Origin of the sequence: Streptomyces sp. NPDC092952 (assembly GCF_044754785.1) — a bacterium.
In the GTDB taxonomy this organism is placed as follows: domain Bacteria; phylum Actinomycetota; class Actinomycetes; order Streptomycetales; family Streptomycetaceae; genus Streptomyces.
In genome coordinates this window covers 243,914-259,886 of record NZ_JBIVPT010000009.1, presented here as the reverse complement: position 1 = coordinate 259,886, position 15,973 = coordinate 243,914, and the positions used below count along the sequence as shown (strand labels likewise).

The 15,973-nt window shown below is 73.1% G+C and carries 11 protein-coding genes; 4 read left to right on the top strand and 7 right to left on the bottom strand.

Going from position 1 to position 15,973, the window contains the following annotated elements; genetic code table 11:
- The 4 genes from ccrA to ACIQGQ_RS23030 form a co-directional block, all read right to left on the bottom strand.
- A complete protein-coding gene (gene ccrA / locus ACIQGQ_RS23045; protein WP_402398505.1) occupies positions 1 to 1,374 on the bottom strand; it encodes a crotonyl-CoA carboxylase/reductase in 1,374 nt (457 codons plus the stop codon).
- Between the two features lie 360 nt (positions 1,375 to 1,734).
- Positions 1,735 to 2,532: a GNAT family N-acetyltransferase gene (locus ACIQGQ_RS23040; protein WP_402398504.1), complete on the bottom strand. Its 798-nt coding sequence runs from the start codon at positions 2,530 to 2,532 to the stop codon at positions 1,735 to 1,737.
- Between the two features lie 63 nt (positions 2,533 to 2,595).
- Positions 2,596 to 3,411, bottom strand: coding sequence for a TetR family transcriptional regulator (locus tag ACIQGQ_RS23035; protein ID WP_352279654.1), 816 nt, complete (start codon positions 3,409 to 3,411; stop codon positions 2,596 to 2,598).
- Between the two features lie 91 nt (positions 3,412 to 3,502).
- Positions 3,503 to 5,284 (bottom strand): 3-hydroxyacyl-CoA dehydrogenase family protein, encoded by a 1,782-nt coding sequence (locus ACIQGQ_RS23030; protein WP_402398503.1) that lies wholly within the window; start codon positions 5,282 to 5,284, stop codon positions 3,503 to 3,505.
- A gap of 360 nt (positions 5,285 to 5,644) precedes the next feature.
- Here ACIQGQ_RS23030 and ACIQGQ_RS23025 point away from each other — a divergent pair, with 360 nt between their 5' ends.
- Positions 5,645 to 6,226: a HEAT repeat domain-containing protein gene (locus ACIQGQ_RS23025; RefSeq protein ID WP_402398502.1), complete on the top strand. Its 582-nt coding sequence runs from the start codon at positions 5,645 to 5,647 to the stop codon at positions 6,224 to 6,226.
- 339 nt (positions 6,227 to 6,565) lie between these two features.
- Here the strand turns inward: ACIQGQ_RS23025 and ACIQGQ_RS23020 are convergent, their stop codons facing one another.
- From ACIQGQ_RS23020 to ACIQGQ_RS23010, 3 genes are all read right to left on the bottom strand, one after another.
- Positions 6,566 to 7,123: a GNAT family N-acetyltransferase gene (locus tag ACIQGQ_RS23020; RefSeq protein ID WP_402398501.1), complete on the bottom strand. Its 558-nt coding sequence runs from the start codon at positions 7,121 to 7,123 to the stop codon at positions 6,566 to 6,568.
- A gap of 55 nt (positions 7,124 to 7,178) precedes the next feature.
- Positions 7,179 to 8,783 (bottom strand): alpha/beta hydrolase, encoded by a 1,605-nt coding sequence (locus ACIQGQ_RS23015; protein ID WP_402398500.1) that lies wholly within the window; start codon positions 8,781 to 8,783, stop codon positions 7,179 to 7,181.
- A 154-nt stretch (positions 8,784 to 8,937) separates the two neighbouring features.
- Complete coding sequence (locus ACIQGQ_RS23010; RefSeq protein ID WP_402398499.1) at positions 8,938 to 9,978, bottom strand: Rv2578c family radical SAM protein; 1,041 nt, start codon at positions 9,976 to 9,978, stop codon at positions 8,938 to 8,940.
- A 181-nt stretch (positions 9,979 to 10,159) separates the two neighbouring features.
- Here ACIQGQ_RS23010 and ACIQGQ_RS23005 point away from each other — a divergent pair, with 181 nt between their 5' ends.
- The 3 genes from ACIQGQ_RS23005 to ACIQGQ_RS22995 all read left to right on the top strand — a co-directional run bounded on the left by ACIQGQ_RS23005 (position 10,160) and on the right by ACIQGQ_RS22995 (position 15,917).
- Positions 10,160 to 10,603 carry an SRPBCC family protein gene (locus tag ACIQGQ_RS23005; protein WP_352279646.1) on the top strand — a complete coding sequence of 148 codons (444 nt, stop codon included), beginning with the start codon at positions 10,160 to 10,162 and terminating at the stop codon, positions 10,601 to 10,603.
- A gap of 231 nt (positions 10,604 to 10,834) precedes the next feature.
- Positions 10,835 to 13,369: an MFS transporter gene (locus tag ACIQGQ_RS23000; RefSeq protein ID WP_402398498.1), complete on the top strand. Its 2,535-nt coding sequence runs from the start codon at positions 10,835 to 10,837 to the stop codon at positions 13,367 to 13,369.
- A 133-nt stretch (positions 13,370 to 13,502) separates the two neighbouring features.
- Positions 13,503 to 15,917, top strand: coding sequence for a SpoIIE family protein phosphatase (locus ACIQGQ_RS22995; protein ID WP_402398497.1), 2,415 nt, complete (start codon positions 13,503 to 13,505; stop codon positions 15,915 to 15,917).
- Positions 15,918 to 15,973: the final 56 nt, after the last annotated feature.

Sequence of the window (15,973 nt, the reverse complement as noted above, 5' to 3'; positions counted from 1 at the left end):
TCAGACGCCCCGGCCGTGCTCGCCGGTCCGCGCCGTCGGGGCGTCGCGGAACAGGTTGATGGCGTCGAGGTGCTTCGCGCGCATCTCCTGGTCCCGGACGCCGAGTCCCTCGCGGGGCGCCAGGGCCAGTACGCCGACCTTGCCCTGGTGGAGGTTGCGGTGGACGTCGTGGGCGGCCTGGCCGGTCTCCTCCAGGGAGTAGACCTTCGAGAGGGTGGGGTGGATCTTCCCCTTGGCGATCAGGCGGTTGGCCTCCCACGCCTCGCGGTAGTTGGCGAAGTGCGAGCCCACGATCCGCTTGAGCGACATCCACAGGTAGCGGTTGTCGTACTCGTGCTGGTAGCCGGAGGTGGAGGCGCAGGTGACGATGGTTCCGCCCTTGCGGGTGACGTAGACGGAGGCGCCGAAGGTCTCGCGGCCGGGGTGCTCGAAGACGATGTCCACGTCCTCGCCGCCGGTCAGTTCGCGGATGCGCTTGCCGAACCGCTTCCACTCGCGCGGGTCCTGCTCGTGCTCGTCCTTCCAGAACCGGTAGCCCTCGGCGTTGCGGTCGATGACGGCCTCGGCGCCCATGGCCCGGCAGATGGCGGCCTTCTCCGGGGAGGAGACGACGCAGATCGGGTTGGCGCCTCCGGCCAGTGCGAACTGGGTGGCGTACGAGCCGAGTCCGCCGCTGGCGCCCCAGATGAGGACGTTGTCGCCCTGCTTCATGCCGGCGCCGTTGCGGGAGACCAGCTGGCGGTAGGCGGTGGAGTTGACCAGGCCGGGCGCGGCGGCCTCCTCCCAGCTGAGGTGGCCGGGCTTCGGCATCAGCTGGTTGGACTTGACCAGGGCGATCTCGGCCAGTCCGCCGAAGTTGGTCTCGAAGCCCCAGATGCGCTGCTCGGGGTCGAGCATCGTGTCGTTGTGGCCGTCGCTGGACTCCATCTCCACGCTCAGGCAGTGCGCGACGACCTCGTCGCCGGGCTTCCAGGCGTTGACGCCGGGGCCGGTGCGCAGGACGACGCCCGCGAGGTCGGAGCCGATGACGTGGTACGGCAGGTCGTGGCGCTTGGTGAGCTCGGAGAGCCGCCCGTACCGCTCCAGGAAGCCGAAGGTGGACATCGGCTCGAAGATCGAGGTCCAGACGGAGTTGTAGTTCACCGAACTCGCCATGACGGCCACCAGGGCCTCGCCCGGGCCGAGTTCGGGCACCGGGACCTCGTCCAGGTGCAGCGACTCGCGGGGGTCCTTGTCGCGTGTGGCGAGCCCGTGGAACATCTCGGTCTCGTCCTTGTGCACGGTCACCGCGCGGTACGACTCGGGCATGGGCAGGGCGGCGAAGTCGGCGGCGGTGCTGTCCGGCGACTGGATCGCGTCCAGGATTTCCTTCACGGGGTGCCTCCGGCGGGTGGGGGCGCTGAGGGAACGCTTGAGAGTCCCTGCGGGCAGAGGGGTGCGGTGGAGTGGAGAAACGGGTGCCGTCGGTCCGGCGGTGGAGAACTTCGGCTTGCTCTGTGGAGCGGAAGGGCTGCCTGTGACGCAGGCGTCCGGGCACGCGGGTGTTCCGCCCGCTGGGACAGCCGCCGTTCGCGAGTTCTCGCTCCGGCGGCCGCCCGGACCACTTCAACGTATGGCACTCCGTGACACGTGGCAAGGCACTCCGTGCCAACAATTTCTCTCACTTGTCGGCACCCTGGCACCGATGAGCGAAAAGTGGGGTGTTCTGAGGGGAAATGCCCGATGGATGATCGATCAGTGGGAGCGGTGGATGAAGGGGGTCGTGCTGGTCAGGGCGAGGAATCCGAGCCGCTGGAGGATCGGGCGGCTCGTGTCCATGGCGTCCACCTGGAGGTAGCGGTAGCCGCGCTCCGCCGCGATCCGGGCCCGGAAGGCCACCATCGCCCGGTAGACGCCCTTCCCGCGCCACTCCTCGACCGTGCCGCCGCCCCAGAGCCCCGCGAAGCCCGTGCCCGCGTACAGCTCCATCCGGGCCGAGCTGACCGGCTCCTCGCCCGCCATCGCGAGGACGCCGACGAAGTCGTCCGGGTCCTCGGCCAGCCGGGTCAGCACCTGGTGCCGCAGATGGGGATGGGGCGCGCCGAACGCCCGCTCGCCGGCACGGACCATCAGCTCCACGTCCGCCGCGTCCCGCACGGTGCGCAGCCGTACGCCCTCGGGGAGCGCCACCTCCGTCGAGACCTCCCCGACCGGGGCGACCATCAGGGTCTCCCGCTCCTCGGCCTCGAAGCCCGCCGCCAGCAGCCGGTCCGCCAGACCGGCCGGCCGGTCGTGCCCGTACAGCTTCCACTCGAACTCGTCGTGCCCGAGCGCCGCGTAGTGCGCCACCTGGGCCGCGATCACCGCGTCCGCCCGCGCGGGATCCAGGCCGGGGTCCGACCAGACGACGCCGTTCCAGTCGTCGGCGGTGCCGGACTGGCGTACGACGTCGCCGGTGTGCTCGACCCGGACGCCCGGGCCGTCCGGGCGGGGGTGCTCACGCCTCTCGCGGTCGAAGAGGGACAGCAGTGCTTCAGGGGCGGGTGTAGTCATCCGGCCACCCCAGCACCGGGGTGCGGGGGCGGCAACCGGATTTTCGTCCGGGGTACCCGCAGGTCAGCGGTCCCGGAGCGCCTGCTGGATCGTGCGCATGACCTCGTCGAGCGGCGCGTCCGTCCGCGCCACGGTGACCAGCACCTCGCCCTGGGACGACACCGACGCGGCCGGCTGCGGCGCGGGCTCGGCACCGGTGGTCCGGCCGGCTCCGATGCCGGTGCCGAAGGTGTCCCGGACGATCGCGAAGGCGTGGTCGAGCTGCGCCTCCACGTCGCCCTCGCCGCCCGCCCGCAGCCAGCGGCGCAGCACATGGTTGTGCGCGGTGACGACGGCGGACGCCGCGACCTCCGCCAGCAGCGGGTCGTCGTTGCCGACATGGTGGTCGCGCTCGTCGAAATGGCCCAGCAGATAGCGGGTGAACAGCCGCTCGTAGCGGGCCACCGAGGCGATCTCCGCCTCCCGCAGGGTGGGCACCTCTCGGGTCAGCTTGTAACGGGCCACGGAGACCGCGGGCTTCGCCGCGTACATCTTCATGACTTCCTTGATGCCGCGGCAGACGGTGTCGAGGGGGTGCTCGTGCGCCGGTGCGGCGTTCAGGACGGCCTCCGCCCGGACGAGAGTGTCGTCGTGGTCCGGGAAGATCGCCTCTTCCTTGGAGCGGAAGTGCCGGAAGAAGGTCCGCCGGGCGACCCCGGCGGCGCCCGCGATCTCGTCGACGGTCGTCGCCTCGTAGCCCTTCGTGGCGAAGAGCTCCATGGCCGCGGCGGCCAGCTCACGGCGCATTTTGAGCCGTTGGGCGGCGGCGCGCGTGCCTGCGGCACTTTCCGGGGCGTCGGGCGCGGCGGTGGCACGGGAGGACCTGGCGGGCTGGGACATGGTGTGAACGTACTGCATCGGGTCCGGGGAGTGCGCCCGTGGGGGAGGGCCGCCCGACGGATCGAGCAGCCCTCCCCACCCGGCCCCGCGGTCAGCGACGGGCATACTCGCGGAAGCCGCGCCCGGTCTTGCGGCCGAGACAGCCGGCGGCCACCAGGTGTTCGAGCAGCGGCGCCGGCGCCAGGCCCGGGTCGCGGAACTCGTTGTGCAGCACCTTCTCGATGGCCAGCGAGACATCCAGCCCGACCACGTCGAGCAGCTCGAACGGGCCCATCGGGTAGCCGCCGCCCAGCTTCATCGCCGCGTCGATGTCGTCGAGGCTGGCGTAGTGCTGCTCGACCATCTTGATCGCGTTGTTCAGGTACGGGAAGAGCAGCGCGTTCACGATGAACCCGGCGCGGTCCCCGCAGTCCACCGGGTGCTTGCGGACGGCGCCGCACACCTCGCGGACGGTGGCGTGGACATCGTCGGCGGTGAGTACGGTACGGACCACCTCGACCAGCTTCATCGCCGGTGCCGGGTTGAAGAAGTGCATCCCGATCACGTCCTCGGGACGGGAGGTCGCCCGCGCGATGGCCACCACCGGCAGCGAGGACGTGGTGGTGGCCAGGACCGCGCCCGGCCTGCAGACCTTGTCCAGCGTCCCGAACAGCTGCTGCTTGACCGCCAGGTCCTCCGCCACGGCCTCCACCGCGAGGTCGACCCCGGCGAAGGCGTCCAGCGAACCGGCCGGGGTGATCCGGTCCAGCGCCACGTCCCGCGCCTCGGCCGTCAGCCGCCCCTTGGCGACGGAACGCTCCAGGGACTTGGCGATCCGGCCCTTGGCGGTGTCCGCCTTCTCCTGGCCGCGCGCGGCCAGCACCACGTCGTACCCGGCCTTCGCGAAGACCTCGGCGATCCCCGAGGCCATCGTCCCGGAACCGGCCACCCCCACCGAGCGCACCGGCCGCCCGGCCACCGCCGAGCCGCCGTCCTTCGGGGTCAGCGCGTCCGGCACCACCTCCTGGCTCCCGGCCTCCGCGTACGTGTAGAAGCCGCGCCCCGCCTTGCGGCCGGTCAGCCCGGCGTCGCTCAGCTGGCGCAGTACGGGGGCGGGGGCGTGCAGCCGGTCGTGGGACTCGGCGTACATCGCCTCCAGGACGGTGCGGGCGGTGTCGACGCCGATCAGGTCGAGCAGCGCGAGCGGGCCCATCGGCAGACCGCAGCCGAGCCGCATCGCCGCGTCGATGTCCTCCCGGGAGGCGTAGTTGGCCTCGTACATCGCGGCGGCCTGGTTGAGATAGCCGAAGAGCAGACCGTCGGCGACGAAGCCGGGACGGTCGCCGACCGCGACCGGCTCCTTGCCCAGGCTGCGGGCGAGCGCGGTGACCGCCTCGACGGCCGGCGGCGCGGTCAGCACCGAGGAGACCACCTCGACCAGCTTCATCGCCGGTGCCGGGTTGAAGAAGTGCAGCCCGAGCACCCGCTCGGGGCGCAGCGACTCGGCGGCCAGCCGGGTCACCGACAGGGCGTTGGTGCCGGTCGCCAGGATCGTGGTCGGGGAGACGATCGCGTCGAGCTCCCGGAAGACCCGCTGCTTGATCTCGTACGACTCGGGCACGACCTCGATCACCAACTCCGCCCCGGCGGCGGCCGCGAGCTCGGTGGAGGTACGGAAACGGGCGATGGCCTCGCCCCGCTCCCGCTCGGTGATCCGCTCGCGCCGCACGGCACGGGCGGTCGCGGATTCCAGCGCGGCGACGGCCCGGCGGGCGGCCGTGTCGCTGATGTCGATGCCGATGACCTGGTGACCGGCGCGGGCCAGGACCTCGGCGATGCCGGTGCCCATGGTGCCGAGACCGACGACGGCGATGGTGCCGATGGGGGTGTCCATCACGGGACTCCAGAGAAAGAGTGACGGCTGTGAGAGGGCGCGGCGCGCGCCGGAAGGGCGAACAGGCGCCGCACACGCGGGCGTTGCGTGTCGTGGAGAACGGGTCCGGAGCGATGGACGCACCGGGAACCGGAGAAGGGTGACGGGCTCTGTCCCGGAGCCACGTCTGGCAGAACTGCCGAACCGACAAGCACTCCGGGCGGCTGCGTCACCAGGCCGTCGGAGCAGAGCGGGGAGGATGTCCCGCTCACATGAGACTAACTGCCGGGTAACGAGCGCGCCAGACCTCGGCCGTTGTGTGCCGTGCCACATCCCGGCGCCCCCTCGATACGCTGCGTCCCCGCCGATACGCTGACGGTCATGGACGAGGAGTTCCGGTCGCTGGCCGACCGGCTTGCCGACGAGGCGGAGGCGGCCGGGCAGTCGGCGGCCTTCCGCGCCCTGCTCGCCACCGAGGACCCGGAGAAGCTGGCCGGTGTCCTGGTGGAGCGTGAACGCCCGCTCTGGGCACGGGAGATGGCCGCCTTCCGGCTCGGCTGCGACGGCGACCGGCGGGCCTTCGAGGCGCTGGTCCTGCTGCTCAACCACCGTGATCCCGAGCGCTGTGTCTCCGCCGCCGTCGCCCTGGCGCGCCTCGGCGACCCCCGTACCCCCCGGGCCGCCGCCGCCCTGGCGACCAACGCCCTGCGCACCGCCTACGCCCTGCACCCGGTACGGCTGCTCACCGCGCTGCGCGCCCCGGAATCCGTGCCCGCGCTGATGAGCACCCTGGAGCGGCTGCTGGCACCGGGCGAGCCGTACTGGCGGGTGGCGCTCGCCTGCGTGGAGGGGCTGGGGCAGTTGGGCGACGAGCGGGCCCGTCCCCTGCTGGCGGCGGCGGTGCCGCATCCGCGACTGGGCGGCGCGGCCCGGGAGGCACTCGCCCGGCTGGGCACCGGCTGACCGGACGCGGGGCCGCGACGGGGCTGAGAGCCTGTCGGGTGACCTCTGACCGGGCGGACGCGGCCTAGGGGGTGTCTGACAAATGCCTGCGGCGTCGCGGGGTCCGGCACGCACGCTCGCGGCGTTGCCGAACCGCCCACGTGGCTCCGCCACGCGGACGCCCCGGCGCCTTGCGATCGCACGCACCGGCCCCCGCTCCTTCACCCGCACTCATTTATCAGACACCCCCTAGCACGCGCGCTTCCGGCGTTGCCGGAATGGCCGAGCGCCTCCGCTGCAAGGACATCCCGGCGCCTCGGAATCGCACGCACCGGGCCGCGTCCGCCCATCGATCGAAGGTCACCCGACAGGCTCCCCGGCCGCCGCGCGTACGTACCGCACCTCGGGGACGAGTACGCCGTCCGCCTCGAAGGACTCCTCGGTGCCGTCCGCCGCGAAGCCCGCGCGTTCGTAGAAGCGGCGGGCCCGGGTGTTCTCCTTCAGTACCCACAGCTCCAGGCCGGTGAGCCCCCGCGCCGCCGCGCGGGCCAGGACCTCGGCCGTCAGGGCCCGACCCGTCCCGGTCCCGATCCGCTCGGGCGCCACGTAGAGCGCGTACAACTCGCCCCGCCCGGGCGGGGCGGCGGGGTCCTGGACCGGCCCGTAGCAGGCCCAGCCGATCACCCCCGGGCCGTCCGCCTCGGCCACCAGGTTCACCAGCGGGCCGCCCCGGGAGAGGGCGGCCCGCCGACGCTCCGTGTCCTCGGCGATGTCGCGTTCCATGGCGTCGAGGTACGTCCCCGGCACCAGGCCCGTGTACGCCGCCCGCCAGCCGCGCGCCCGGAGCCGGGTGACCGCCGCGCAGTCGTCGGCGGTCATGTTCCGTATGCGCACGTCCGGTCGTGCCGTGTGGTCCATCGGGCCATCCTGGCGCAGCCGCCGGGACGGCCCGCGGGCGGGCGGGTCCGGCGGGTCAGGCGCGGGGGCCGAGCATGCGGTGCAGGACGGCGCCCCGGCTCCCGGAGTCCGTCGGGCGCACGGACTTGGCGGCGGGCCCGTCGGCCGGCGGCTCCGGCTCGGGGGTACGGGGGCAGACCGCGTCCGCGACGTCCCGGCCGTGCCGGGCGCGGGGGACGGTGCCCTTGGCGAGGTAGTCCGCCAGGTAGCCGTCCAGGCAGTCGTTGCCGCCGAGGGTGATGCCGTGGTTGCCGCCGCCCTGCTCCACGACCAGGCTGGAACCGTGCAGCCGGCGGTGCAGGGTGACCCCGCCCGGGTAGGGGGTGGCCGCGTCGTCGGTGGCCTGGAAGAGCAGGGCCGGCGGGAGCGACCGGTTGGAGACGCGCACCGGGTTCAGCGGCGCGACCGGCCAGTCGGCGCACGGCGCGTTGTACCAGTTGTTGTTCCAGGTGAAGAAGGGTGCCTTGGTGTGCGTCCGGCGGCTGTCGCCGAGCCAGGTGTTCCAGAACCGGGGCCACCGGGCGTCGCGGCACTGCACGGCCACGTAGACCGCGTACCCGTTGTCGCCCTCGGCGTCGACCGCGCCGAACCTCTCGTACGCGTCCACCAGCGCGTCCTCGTCGCCGTCGTGCGCGTACGCGGCGAACGCCTCGGCCAGTTCCGGCCAGTAGCCGTCGTAGTAGCCGCCCGGCAGGAAGGTGTCCTCCAGCTCGCTCGGGCCGACCTTCCCGCCCGCGGGGTGGAGCCCGACCGCCGCGCGCATCGCGTACCAGGCGCGCTCCACCCGGGCCGGGTCGGTGCCGAGGCGGTAGGTGGCGTCGTGCTTCGCGATCCAGGCGGTGAACGCCTTGTGGCGGGCGTCGAAGGCGTGGTCCTGGGCGATGTTGGCGTCGTACCAGACGTCGTCCGGGTCGACGTTGGAGTCCAGGACCAGGCGCCGCACCCGCTCCGGGAAGAGCTTGGCGTACACCGCGCCGAGGTAGGTGCCGTAGGAGTACCCGAAGTAGTTGAGCTGCCGGGCGCCGGTGGCCCGGCGGATCACGTCGAGGTCCTTCGCCGCGCTGACCGTGTCCAAGAACGGCAGCAGGTCCGGGTACTTGCGCCCGCACGCCTCGGCGAACGCCCTGGTCCGGTTCCGGTTGGCCCGTTCCGCGCCGGGCGAGTCCGGCACCGAGTCGGGGCGCACCGGGTCGAAGTAGCGCGGCACGCAGTCCAGCGCCGGTCTGCTCCGGCCGACCCCGCGCGGGTCGAAGCCGATCACGTCGTAGCCCGCGGCGACCGCCTTCGGCAGCGCGGACGCCACGAATCCGGCCATCGTCAGGCCGCTGCCGCCGGGACCGCCCGGGTTGACGAGCAGGGGGCCCTGGAAGTTCTTCGAGGTGTGCGGGACGCGGGACAGGGCGAGCGTGATCCGCCGGCCCGACGGATTGTCATGGTCGAGCGGGGTGGTGACCTTCGCGCACTGGAGCCGCGGATACGCCTTGGTGCCGCAGTCGGTCCAGCGGAGCTGCGCGGCGGCGGGCCGGGCGCCCCCGTCGGCGGTCGCCGGGGGCGGTGCGGCGGTCACCAGACCGGCGACCGTCGCACCGATGGTGAGAAGAATTCCCGGACGTTTCGTCATATGGCCTCCCGAGGTGGGGGAAAGACGGCTGCGCGGGGGCACGGCCCCCGCCGCATGCTCCCCGCATTCGCGCCGGGTAGGACCTGTTGTGTGGAGAGTTGACCCGTTTGCCCGTCCGGCTTGCGTCCGGCCGCCCGAGCGGCGGGGTGCCGGGTCAGAGCAGGGACAGCTGGGTGGGGCCGGGGCCGTCTGGCGTGGCGGGCCGCTCCTCGCGGGCGGGGAGCTTCCGGGCGGCCCCGCGGCGGGCGGGGCCGATGCCGTACTCGGCCGCCAGCTCGTGGACGTACCGGGTGATGCGGCGCTGGTACCAGGTGGGTGCGTAGGCGCCCTGGGCGTACAGCCGTTCGTAGCGCCGGACCAGGTGGGGGTGGTGCTTTTCCAGCCACTGCGTGTACCACTCGCGGGCGCCGGGGCGCAGATGGAGGACGAGCGGGGTCACCGAGGTGGCCCCGGCCGCGGCGATGGCGCGGACCGTGGCGCGCAGCTGGTCGGGGTGGTCGCCGAGGAACGGGACGACCGGGGCCATCAGGACGCCGCAGTCGATGCCGTGCTCGCTCAGCCTGCGGACGGCGTCGAGCCTGCGGGCCGGGGAGGGGGTGCCGGGCTCGACGGTCCGCCACAGCGTCTCGTCGACGAAGCCCACCGACATGGAGACGCCGACCTCGGTCACCTCGGCCGCCTGCCGGAGCAGCTCCAGGTCGCGCAGGATCAGGGTGCCCTTGGTCAGGATCGAGAAGGGGTTGGCGTGGTCGCGCAGGGCCGCGAGGATGCCGGGCATCAGGCCGTACCGGCCCTCGGCGCGCTGGTAGCAGTCGACGTTGGTGCCCATCGCGATGTGCGCGCCGTGCCAGCGGCTGGAGGCGAGCTGGGCGCGCAGCAGCTCCGGGGCGTTGACCTTGACGACGATCTGGGTGTCGAAGCCGAGGCCGGTGTCGAGATCCAGGTAGCTGTGCGTCTTGCGGGCGAAGCAGTAGACGCAGGCGTGCGAGCAGCCCCGGTACGGATTGACGGTCCACTCGAACGGCATCCGGGACGCGCCCGGCACCCGGTTCACGATCGAACGGGCCCGGATCTCGTGGAAGGTGATCCCCCGGAACTCCGGGGTGTCGACGGTGCGCGTGGTCACCGCGTCCGCGGCGAAGAGCCCGCCGTCCCCGGCCGTCGCGGGGTTCCCGGTCAGATGGTCCCAGCGCATGGACGCCTCCTCGGTAGCACTGGCCCGAGAATAGAACACTTGTTCCCTTGATCGTTTTCTCCCCTTCGTCCCGGGCCGGACGGAAGCGGGCGGCGGCGGGCGTCCGGGCCGGATTTTGAGCGCGGTGCCGGAGATGGAAGGCTCGGAGTCCCCCGAACAACCGAGTGCTGGAGGAAGAGCCATGGCGCAGGTCGAGGCCACCACGGAGCGAGTCATCGCGGCGGACGCGGAGACGGTGTTCGACGCCCTGGCCGACTACCAGGAGGTCCGGGGCGAGGTGCTGCCCGGACACTTCAGCGAGTACGAGGTGCGCGAGGGCGGCGACGGCGAGGGCACCCTCGTCCACTGGAAGCTCCAGGCCACCAGCAAGCGGGTCCGCGACTGCCTGCTGGAGGTCACCGAGCCCACCGACGGGCAGCTCGTCGAGAAGGACCGCAACTCCTCGATGGTCACCACCTGGACCGTCACCCCGGCCGGCGAGGGCAGGTCGAAGGCGGTCGTCTCGACCGTCTGGAACGGCGCCGGCGGCATCGGCGGGTTCTTCGAGCGGACCTTCGCGCCCAAGGGCCTCGCCCGGATCTACGACGAGCTGCTGCAGAACCTCGCCACCCGCGTGGAGAAGTAGCCCCGGCGCCTCTCCCGGGCCCGGTCCGAACGCCAGACCAGGCCCGGGACGGCCATGATCCGCCTCACCGGTTCGGGTGGTTTTCCCGGTGCGCCGGTCCACCCGCCGCAGCGGCTCCCACCGGGCCTTAAACCGTTTCGCGCCCGCCGTCGGCGCCCCCCGCCGCGTTTGCCTCGCTCCCCGCGCAGTGCGACAAAAGGGCGGCGCAGACGCGACGAGGGGAGCGGACACGTGGTGGGCGGGAAGACTCTGCTGGAGGAAGAACCGGGTGGCGAGGAGACGGCCCGTACGGTCGTCGTACCGCCCCCGCGGTCCGTCGGGCCGTTACCGGAGCAACGCTCCGGGTCGTCCGCGCCACCGGGCGAGGCCGGTGGGAAGGCGGGCGCAGGGGGCGTCGGTGAGGGCGGGCCGGAGACCGACCCCCGCCGCATCCGGCTGATCTTCATCGGGCTGATGCTCACCCTGCTCCTCGCGGCGCTCGACCAGATGATCGTGGCCACCGCGCTGCCGAAGATCGTCGGTGAGCTGCACGGCCTGGAGAAGATGTCCTGGGCCGTCACGGCCTATCTGCTCGCCTCCACGATCGGCCTGCCGATCTACGGAAAGCTCGGCGACCTCTTCGGCCGCAAGGGCGTCTTCCAGTTCGCCATCGTCGTCTTCGTGATCGGCTCCGCGCTGGCCGGCTGGTCCCGCACCATGGACGAGCTGATCGCCTTCCGGGCCGTCCAGGGCATCGGCGGCGGCGGGCTCATGATCGGCGTCCAGGCGATCATCGCGGACGTCGTGCCGCCCCGCGAACGCGGCCGGTTCATGGGACTCATCGGTGCCGCCTTCGGCCTCGCCTCGGTGGCGGGCCCGCTGCTCGGCGGATTCTTCACCGACCACGCCTCCTGGCGCTGGTGCTTCTACATCAACGTCCCGTTCGGCCTGGTCACCTTCGCGGTCATCACCGTCGTACTGAAACTGCCCAGGCCCGCCGTGCGGCCCCGGCTCGACGTCCTCGGCGCGCTGCTGCTCGCCGCCGCGTCCACCTGTCTGGTGCTGCTGACCAGTTGGGGCGGCACCGAGTACGCCTGGGGCTCGCCCATGATCCTGGGGCTGGGCGCCGGAGCACTCGCGACGGCCCTGCTGTTCCTGGCCGTCGAGCGCCGGGCGGCCGAACCCGTCATCCCGCTGCGGCTGTTCCGCGACTCGATCTTCAACGTCACCGCGCTCGTCGGGGCGGTCATCGGGGTGGGCCTGTTCGGCGCCGCCAGCTATCTGCCGACCTTCCTCCAGATGGTCGACGGCGCCAGCGCCACCGAGTCCGGACTGCTGATGCTCCCGATGATGGGCGGCATCGTCGTCGCGTCCGTCGTCTCCGGCCAGCTGATCTCCCGCACCGGCCGCTACCGGCTGTACCCGATCATCGGCAGCGGGACCTCGGTGGTCGGGATGTGGCTGCTCTCCTTCCTCGACGTCGACACCCCGCGCATCGAGTACAGCATCGCGCAGGCCGTACTCGGCATCGGGATCGGACTGGTCATGCCGGTGCTGGTGCTCGCCGTGCAGAACTCGGTCGTCCCCGCCGACATCGGCTCCGCCACCAGCGCCAACAACTACTTCCGGCAGATCGGCGGCAGCGTCGGCGCCGCCGTCTTCGGGACGCTCTTCGCCGGCCGGCTCGCCGACGCGCTCGCCGTCCGGCTCCCGTCCGGCGCCGACCTCCCGGACCCCGAGTCCATCACCCCGCAGCTCGTCCACGCGATGGAGCCCGCGCTGCGCGACAGCTACATCCAGGCGTACGCCGACGCGATGCCGCGGATCTTCCTCTACCTCGTGCCGGTGCTCGCGCTCGGCCTGTTCTTCGCCTTCTTCCTCAAGGAGAAACCGCTGGTGTCCCACCACAGCCCCGACAGCACCACCGAGTCCGTCACCACCGAGTCCCCCGCCGTCCCGGTCGCCCGCACCGTCCCGGCGCTCCCGGCCGCACCGGCCACCGGGGCCGTCCCGCCCGCCTCCCCGCGCTCCGGCGTCGCGGTCTCCGGCCATGTCCAGCACCCCGACGGCACCAAGGTCGCCCGTGCCGCGCTCACCCTCATCGACGTCCAGGGACGGCAGGTCGGCCGGGGCGCCAGCGCGGCCGACGGGCGGTACGCGCTGAGCGCGCCCGGTTCGGGGTCGTACGTCCTGATCGCCGCGGCGGGCGGACACCAGCCGCAGGCCGTCAGCGTCACCGTCGGCGAACGGCCGGTCGAACTCGACGTGGTGCTCGGCGGGGCCGGGCGCCTCGCCGGGGTCGTCACCACCGCCGACGGCACCCCGGTGCGCGACGCCTCCGTCACCCTCACCGACGTCCGCGGCGAGGTCGTCGCCTCCGCCCGCAGCGGCCGCGAGGGTGGCTACGTGATCACGGAACTGGTGGCGGGCGAGTACACCCTCGCGGCCAGCGCCCCCGCCTTCCGGCCCGCCGCGCTGCCGGTGAGCGTGCAGGCGGCCCGGGAGACCCGGCAGGACATCGAGCTGGCGGGCGGCGCGGTGCTGCGCGGCGTCGTACGGGCCAACGGCGGCAGGCCCGTCGAGGACGCCCGGGTCACCCTGCTGGACGCGGCGGGCAACGTGGTCGACACCCTCACCACGGGCGCCGACGGCACGTTCCGCTTCGTGGACCTGTCCACCGGCGAGTACACGGTGATCGCGGCCGGCTACCCGCCGGTGGCCACCGTCCTCCAGGTCGCGGGCGGCGGACGGACCGAACGCGATCTCCAACTCGGCCACGAGGACTGAGTATTCATCGGTGAGGGACCGGGGAACCGCTCCCGGCGACGATCGGCCCGACGACCGGCGCACACCGGTCGCCGGGCCGTACCGTGGAATCACGCACCGCGGAACGTCGCGGTGGGGAAGGAGCCTTCCACCCATGGACCGCGAGGTGCCGGGCCAACGGTCGCCCGTGCTGTACGACGCCGCGACGGGCCGGGTCCCGCTCGCCGTCGCGGTGGTCGACCAGGACGGGCGGATCTCCCACTGGTCGAGCGGCGCGGGACGGCTCTTCGGTGTCGGCAGGCAAGCGGCGATCGGCAGTCCCGCCGCCGAACTCCTGCCGGTGTACGGGGCGTTGAACCGGTCGGAGGAGACGGGGGAGGGCGACGGATCCGACCCGGGGCCCGGCCCCGGACCGGGCGGGGCCCTCGACCACCCGATGTCCGGCCGGGCCCGTCTCGACGAACCCGTACGGGGCCGGATCGACGTCCTGTGGTGGGCGTATCCACTGATCGGCCCCGGGCCCGAGCGGCTCCTGGTGCTCGCCGCGGACGGCGGGAGGCTGGGCGGCGACGGGCGGGAGGCCGGGACGGCCGCCCCCGCCTTCGCCCTCCACACCGACTTCCCCGGCTCCCGCGAACTGGCGGGCCGCCTTCCCGAGATCCTGCCCAGCATGAGCGTCGGCGAGGCCACCCGGATCGTCGACCAGGTACTCGAACTCGGCTACCCCGTCCTGGAGTTCAGCCACCGCAGCCAGGCTCCGGTCACCCCCGACTGGGGCGTGCCCCGCCGCCTGGCACGCCGCCCCGCCCCGCACGGCGACCACGGCCGGACGCCCGTCCCCGGCACCGCGCCCCGCCGGGAGGCGGACCTCGAACACGCGGCGGCCCGCGAACGGCTGGAGTTCCTCAACGAGGTCAGCGACCGCATCGGCACCTCCCTCGACCTGGCCCGCACCATCCGCGAGGTCACCAGCGCCGCCGTACCCCGTTTCACCGACTTCGCCGGAACCCACCTGCGCGCCGCCGTGCTGGCCGGGGAGGGGTTCCCGGACGGGCCGCCCGACGTCACCACCGTCTGGCACCGGGTCTGGGTCGAGCACAACGACGAGCCGGGCCGCTGGGACGACACCGTCCCCGTCGGCGAGTCCATCGCCTTCCCCGAGCACACCCCGTTCTTCCGCTGCATGGTCACCGGTGAGCCCGTGCTCGTCCCGTACGTCGACGAGGAGCTCAGCAACCGGATCTCCGGCGAGTTCGAGAAGCGCGACCTGCGCCCGCTGATCACCCACCGCTCGCTGCTCATCGTGCCGCTCAAGGCGCGCGGCGTGGTCCTCGGCTTCATGGTCCTGATGCGCCGCCCCGACCGCGAGCCCTTCGACGACATGGACCGCACCACCGGCGCCGAACTCGCCGCCCGCGCCGGTCTCGTGCTCGACAACGCCCGGATGTACACCTACCAGGAGAACGTCGCGGAGACCCTCCAGGACAGCATGCTGCCCCGGATCGCGCCCCGGATGGCCGGCTGCGACATCGCCACCCGGTACCTGCCCGGCGCCCGGCTCGGCCGGGTCGGCGGCGACTGGTTCGACTCGGTGAAACTGCCCGGCTCCCGGACCGCGCTCGTCGTCGGCGACGTCATGGGCCACGGGCTCAACTCGGCGGCGATGATGGGCCAGTTGCGCACCGCTGTGCTGACCATGGCGACGATGGAGATGGCCCCCGCCCAGCTGCTGCGCCATCTCGACGACCTCGCCCAGCGCCTCGGCGAGCAGTATCTGGCGACCTGCCTCTACGCCGTCTACGACCCGATCGGCTCCGAGGTGCAGCTGGTCAACGCGGGCCACATCCCGCCCGTGCTGGTCCATGCCGAGGACGGCCGGGCGGAGCTGCTCGACCTGCCCACCGGCGCCCCGATCGGTGTCGGCGGCGTCGCCTTCCGGTCCGCCACCGTACGGGTCCGCCCCGGCGACCGGCTGATCCTCTGCACCGACGGGCTGGTCGAGGTGCGCGGCCAGGACATCGGCGCCGGACTGGCCGCGCTCTGCGCCTCTGCCGCCCACCCCGCCGCCTCCATGGACGACGCCTGCGACGCGATCATCCGCGCCCTGAACCCGGCCGGCGGGCGCAAGGACGACGTCGCCCTGCTGATGGCCCGGCTCAACGGAATCCCGGAGGACCACGTCGCCTCCTGGCACCTCGCCCCCGACCCGCGCGAGGTGGCCCGGGCCCGGCGCCTGGTGCGCGGCCGGCTGCGCGACTGGGGGCTGCCGGACGCGGTGGAGACGGCCGAACTGATGGTCAGCGAGCTCGTCACCAACGCCGTACGGCACGCCCGCGGCGGCCGCCCCGTCGAGCTGCGGCTGGTCCGCACCGACGCCCTGCTCTGCGAGGTCCGTGACGACGAGCCCGCGCCGGCCACCCTGCTCGACGCCGCCCACGACGACGAGTCGGGGCGCGGCCTGCGGGTGGTGAGCAGCCTCGCCCGGACCTGGGGCACCAGCAGCACCGGGCACGGCAAGACCGTCTGGTTCGAGCAGGCGATCGACCCGGCGCCGCGCCCCGCCCGGTGACCGGCGCACGGACCGGCCGCGGAAGGTTCACCGCACGCCCCCTTGCCCCGGCCGTG

Bases quoted from the DNA above. Each gene is read 5' to 3' on its own strand.
- ACIQGQ_RS22995 (WP_402398497.1), top strand. From the start codon at position 13,503: ATGGACCGCGAGGTGCCGGGCCAACGGTCGCCCGTGCTGTACGACGCC.
- ACIQGQ_RS23005 (WP_352279646.1), top strand. From the start codon at position 10,160: ATGGCGCAGGTCGAGGCCACCACGGAGCGAGTCATCGCGGCGGACGCG.
- ACIQGQ_RS23030 (WP_402398503.1), bottom strand. From the start codon at position 5,284: ATGGACACCCCCATCGGCACCATCGCCGTCGTCGGTCTCGGCACCATG.
- ACIQGQ_RS23035 (WP_352279654.1), bottom strand. From the start codon at position 3,411: ATGTCCCAGCCCGCCAGGTCCTCCCGTGCCACCGCCGCGCCCGACGCC.
- ACIQGQ_RS23025 (WP_402398502.1), top strand. From the start codon at position 5,645: ATGGACGAGGAGTTCCGGTCGCTGGCCGACCGGCTTGCCGACGAGGCG.
- ACIQGQ_RS23015 (WP_402398500.1), bottom strand. From the start codon at position 8,783: ATGACGAAACGTCCGGGAATTCTTCTCACCATCGGTGCGACGGTCGCC.
- ACIQGQ_RS23020 (WP_402398501.1), bottom strand. From the start codon at position 7,123: ATGGACCACACGGCACGACCGGACGTGCGCATACGGAACATGACCGCC.
- ACIQGQ_RS23010 (WP_402398499.1), bottom strand. From the start codon at position 9,978: ATGCGCTGGGACCATCTGACCGGGAACCCCGCGACGGCCGGGGACGGC.
- ACIQGQ_RS23040 (WP_402398504.1), bottom strand. From the start codon at position 2,532: ATGACTACACCCGCCCCTGAAGCACTGCTGTCCCTCTTCGACCGCGAG.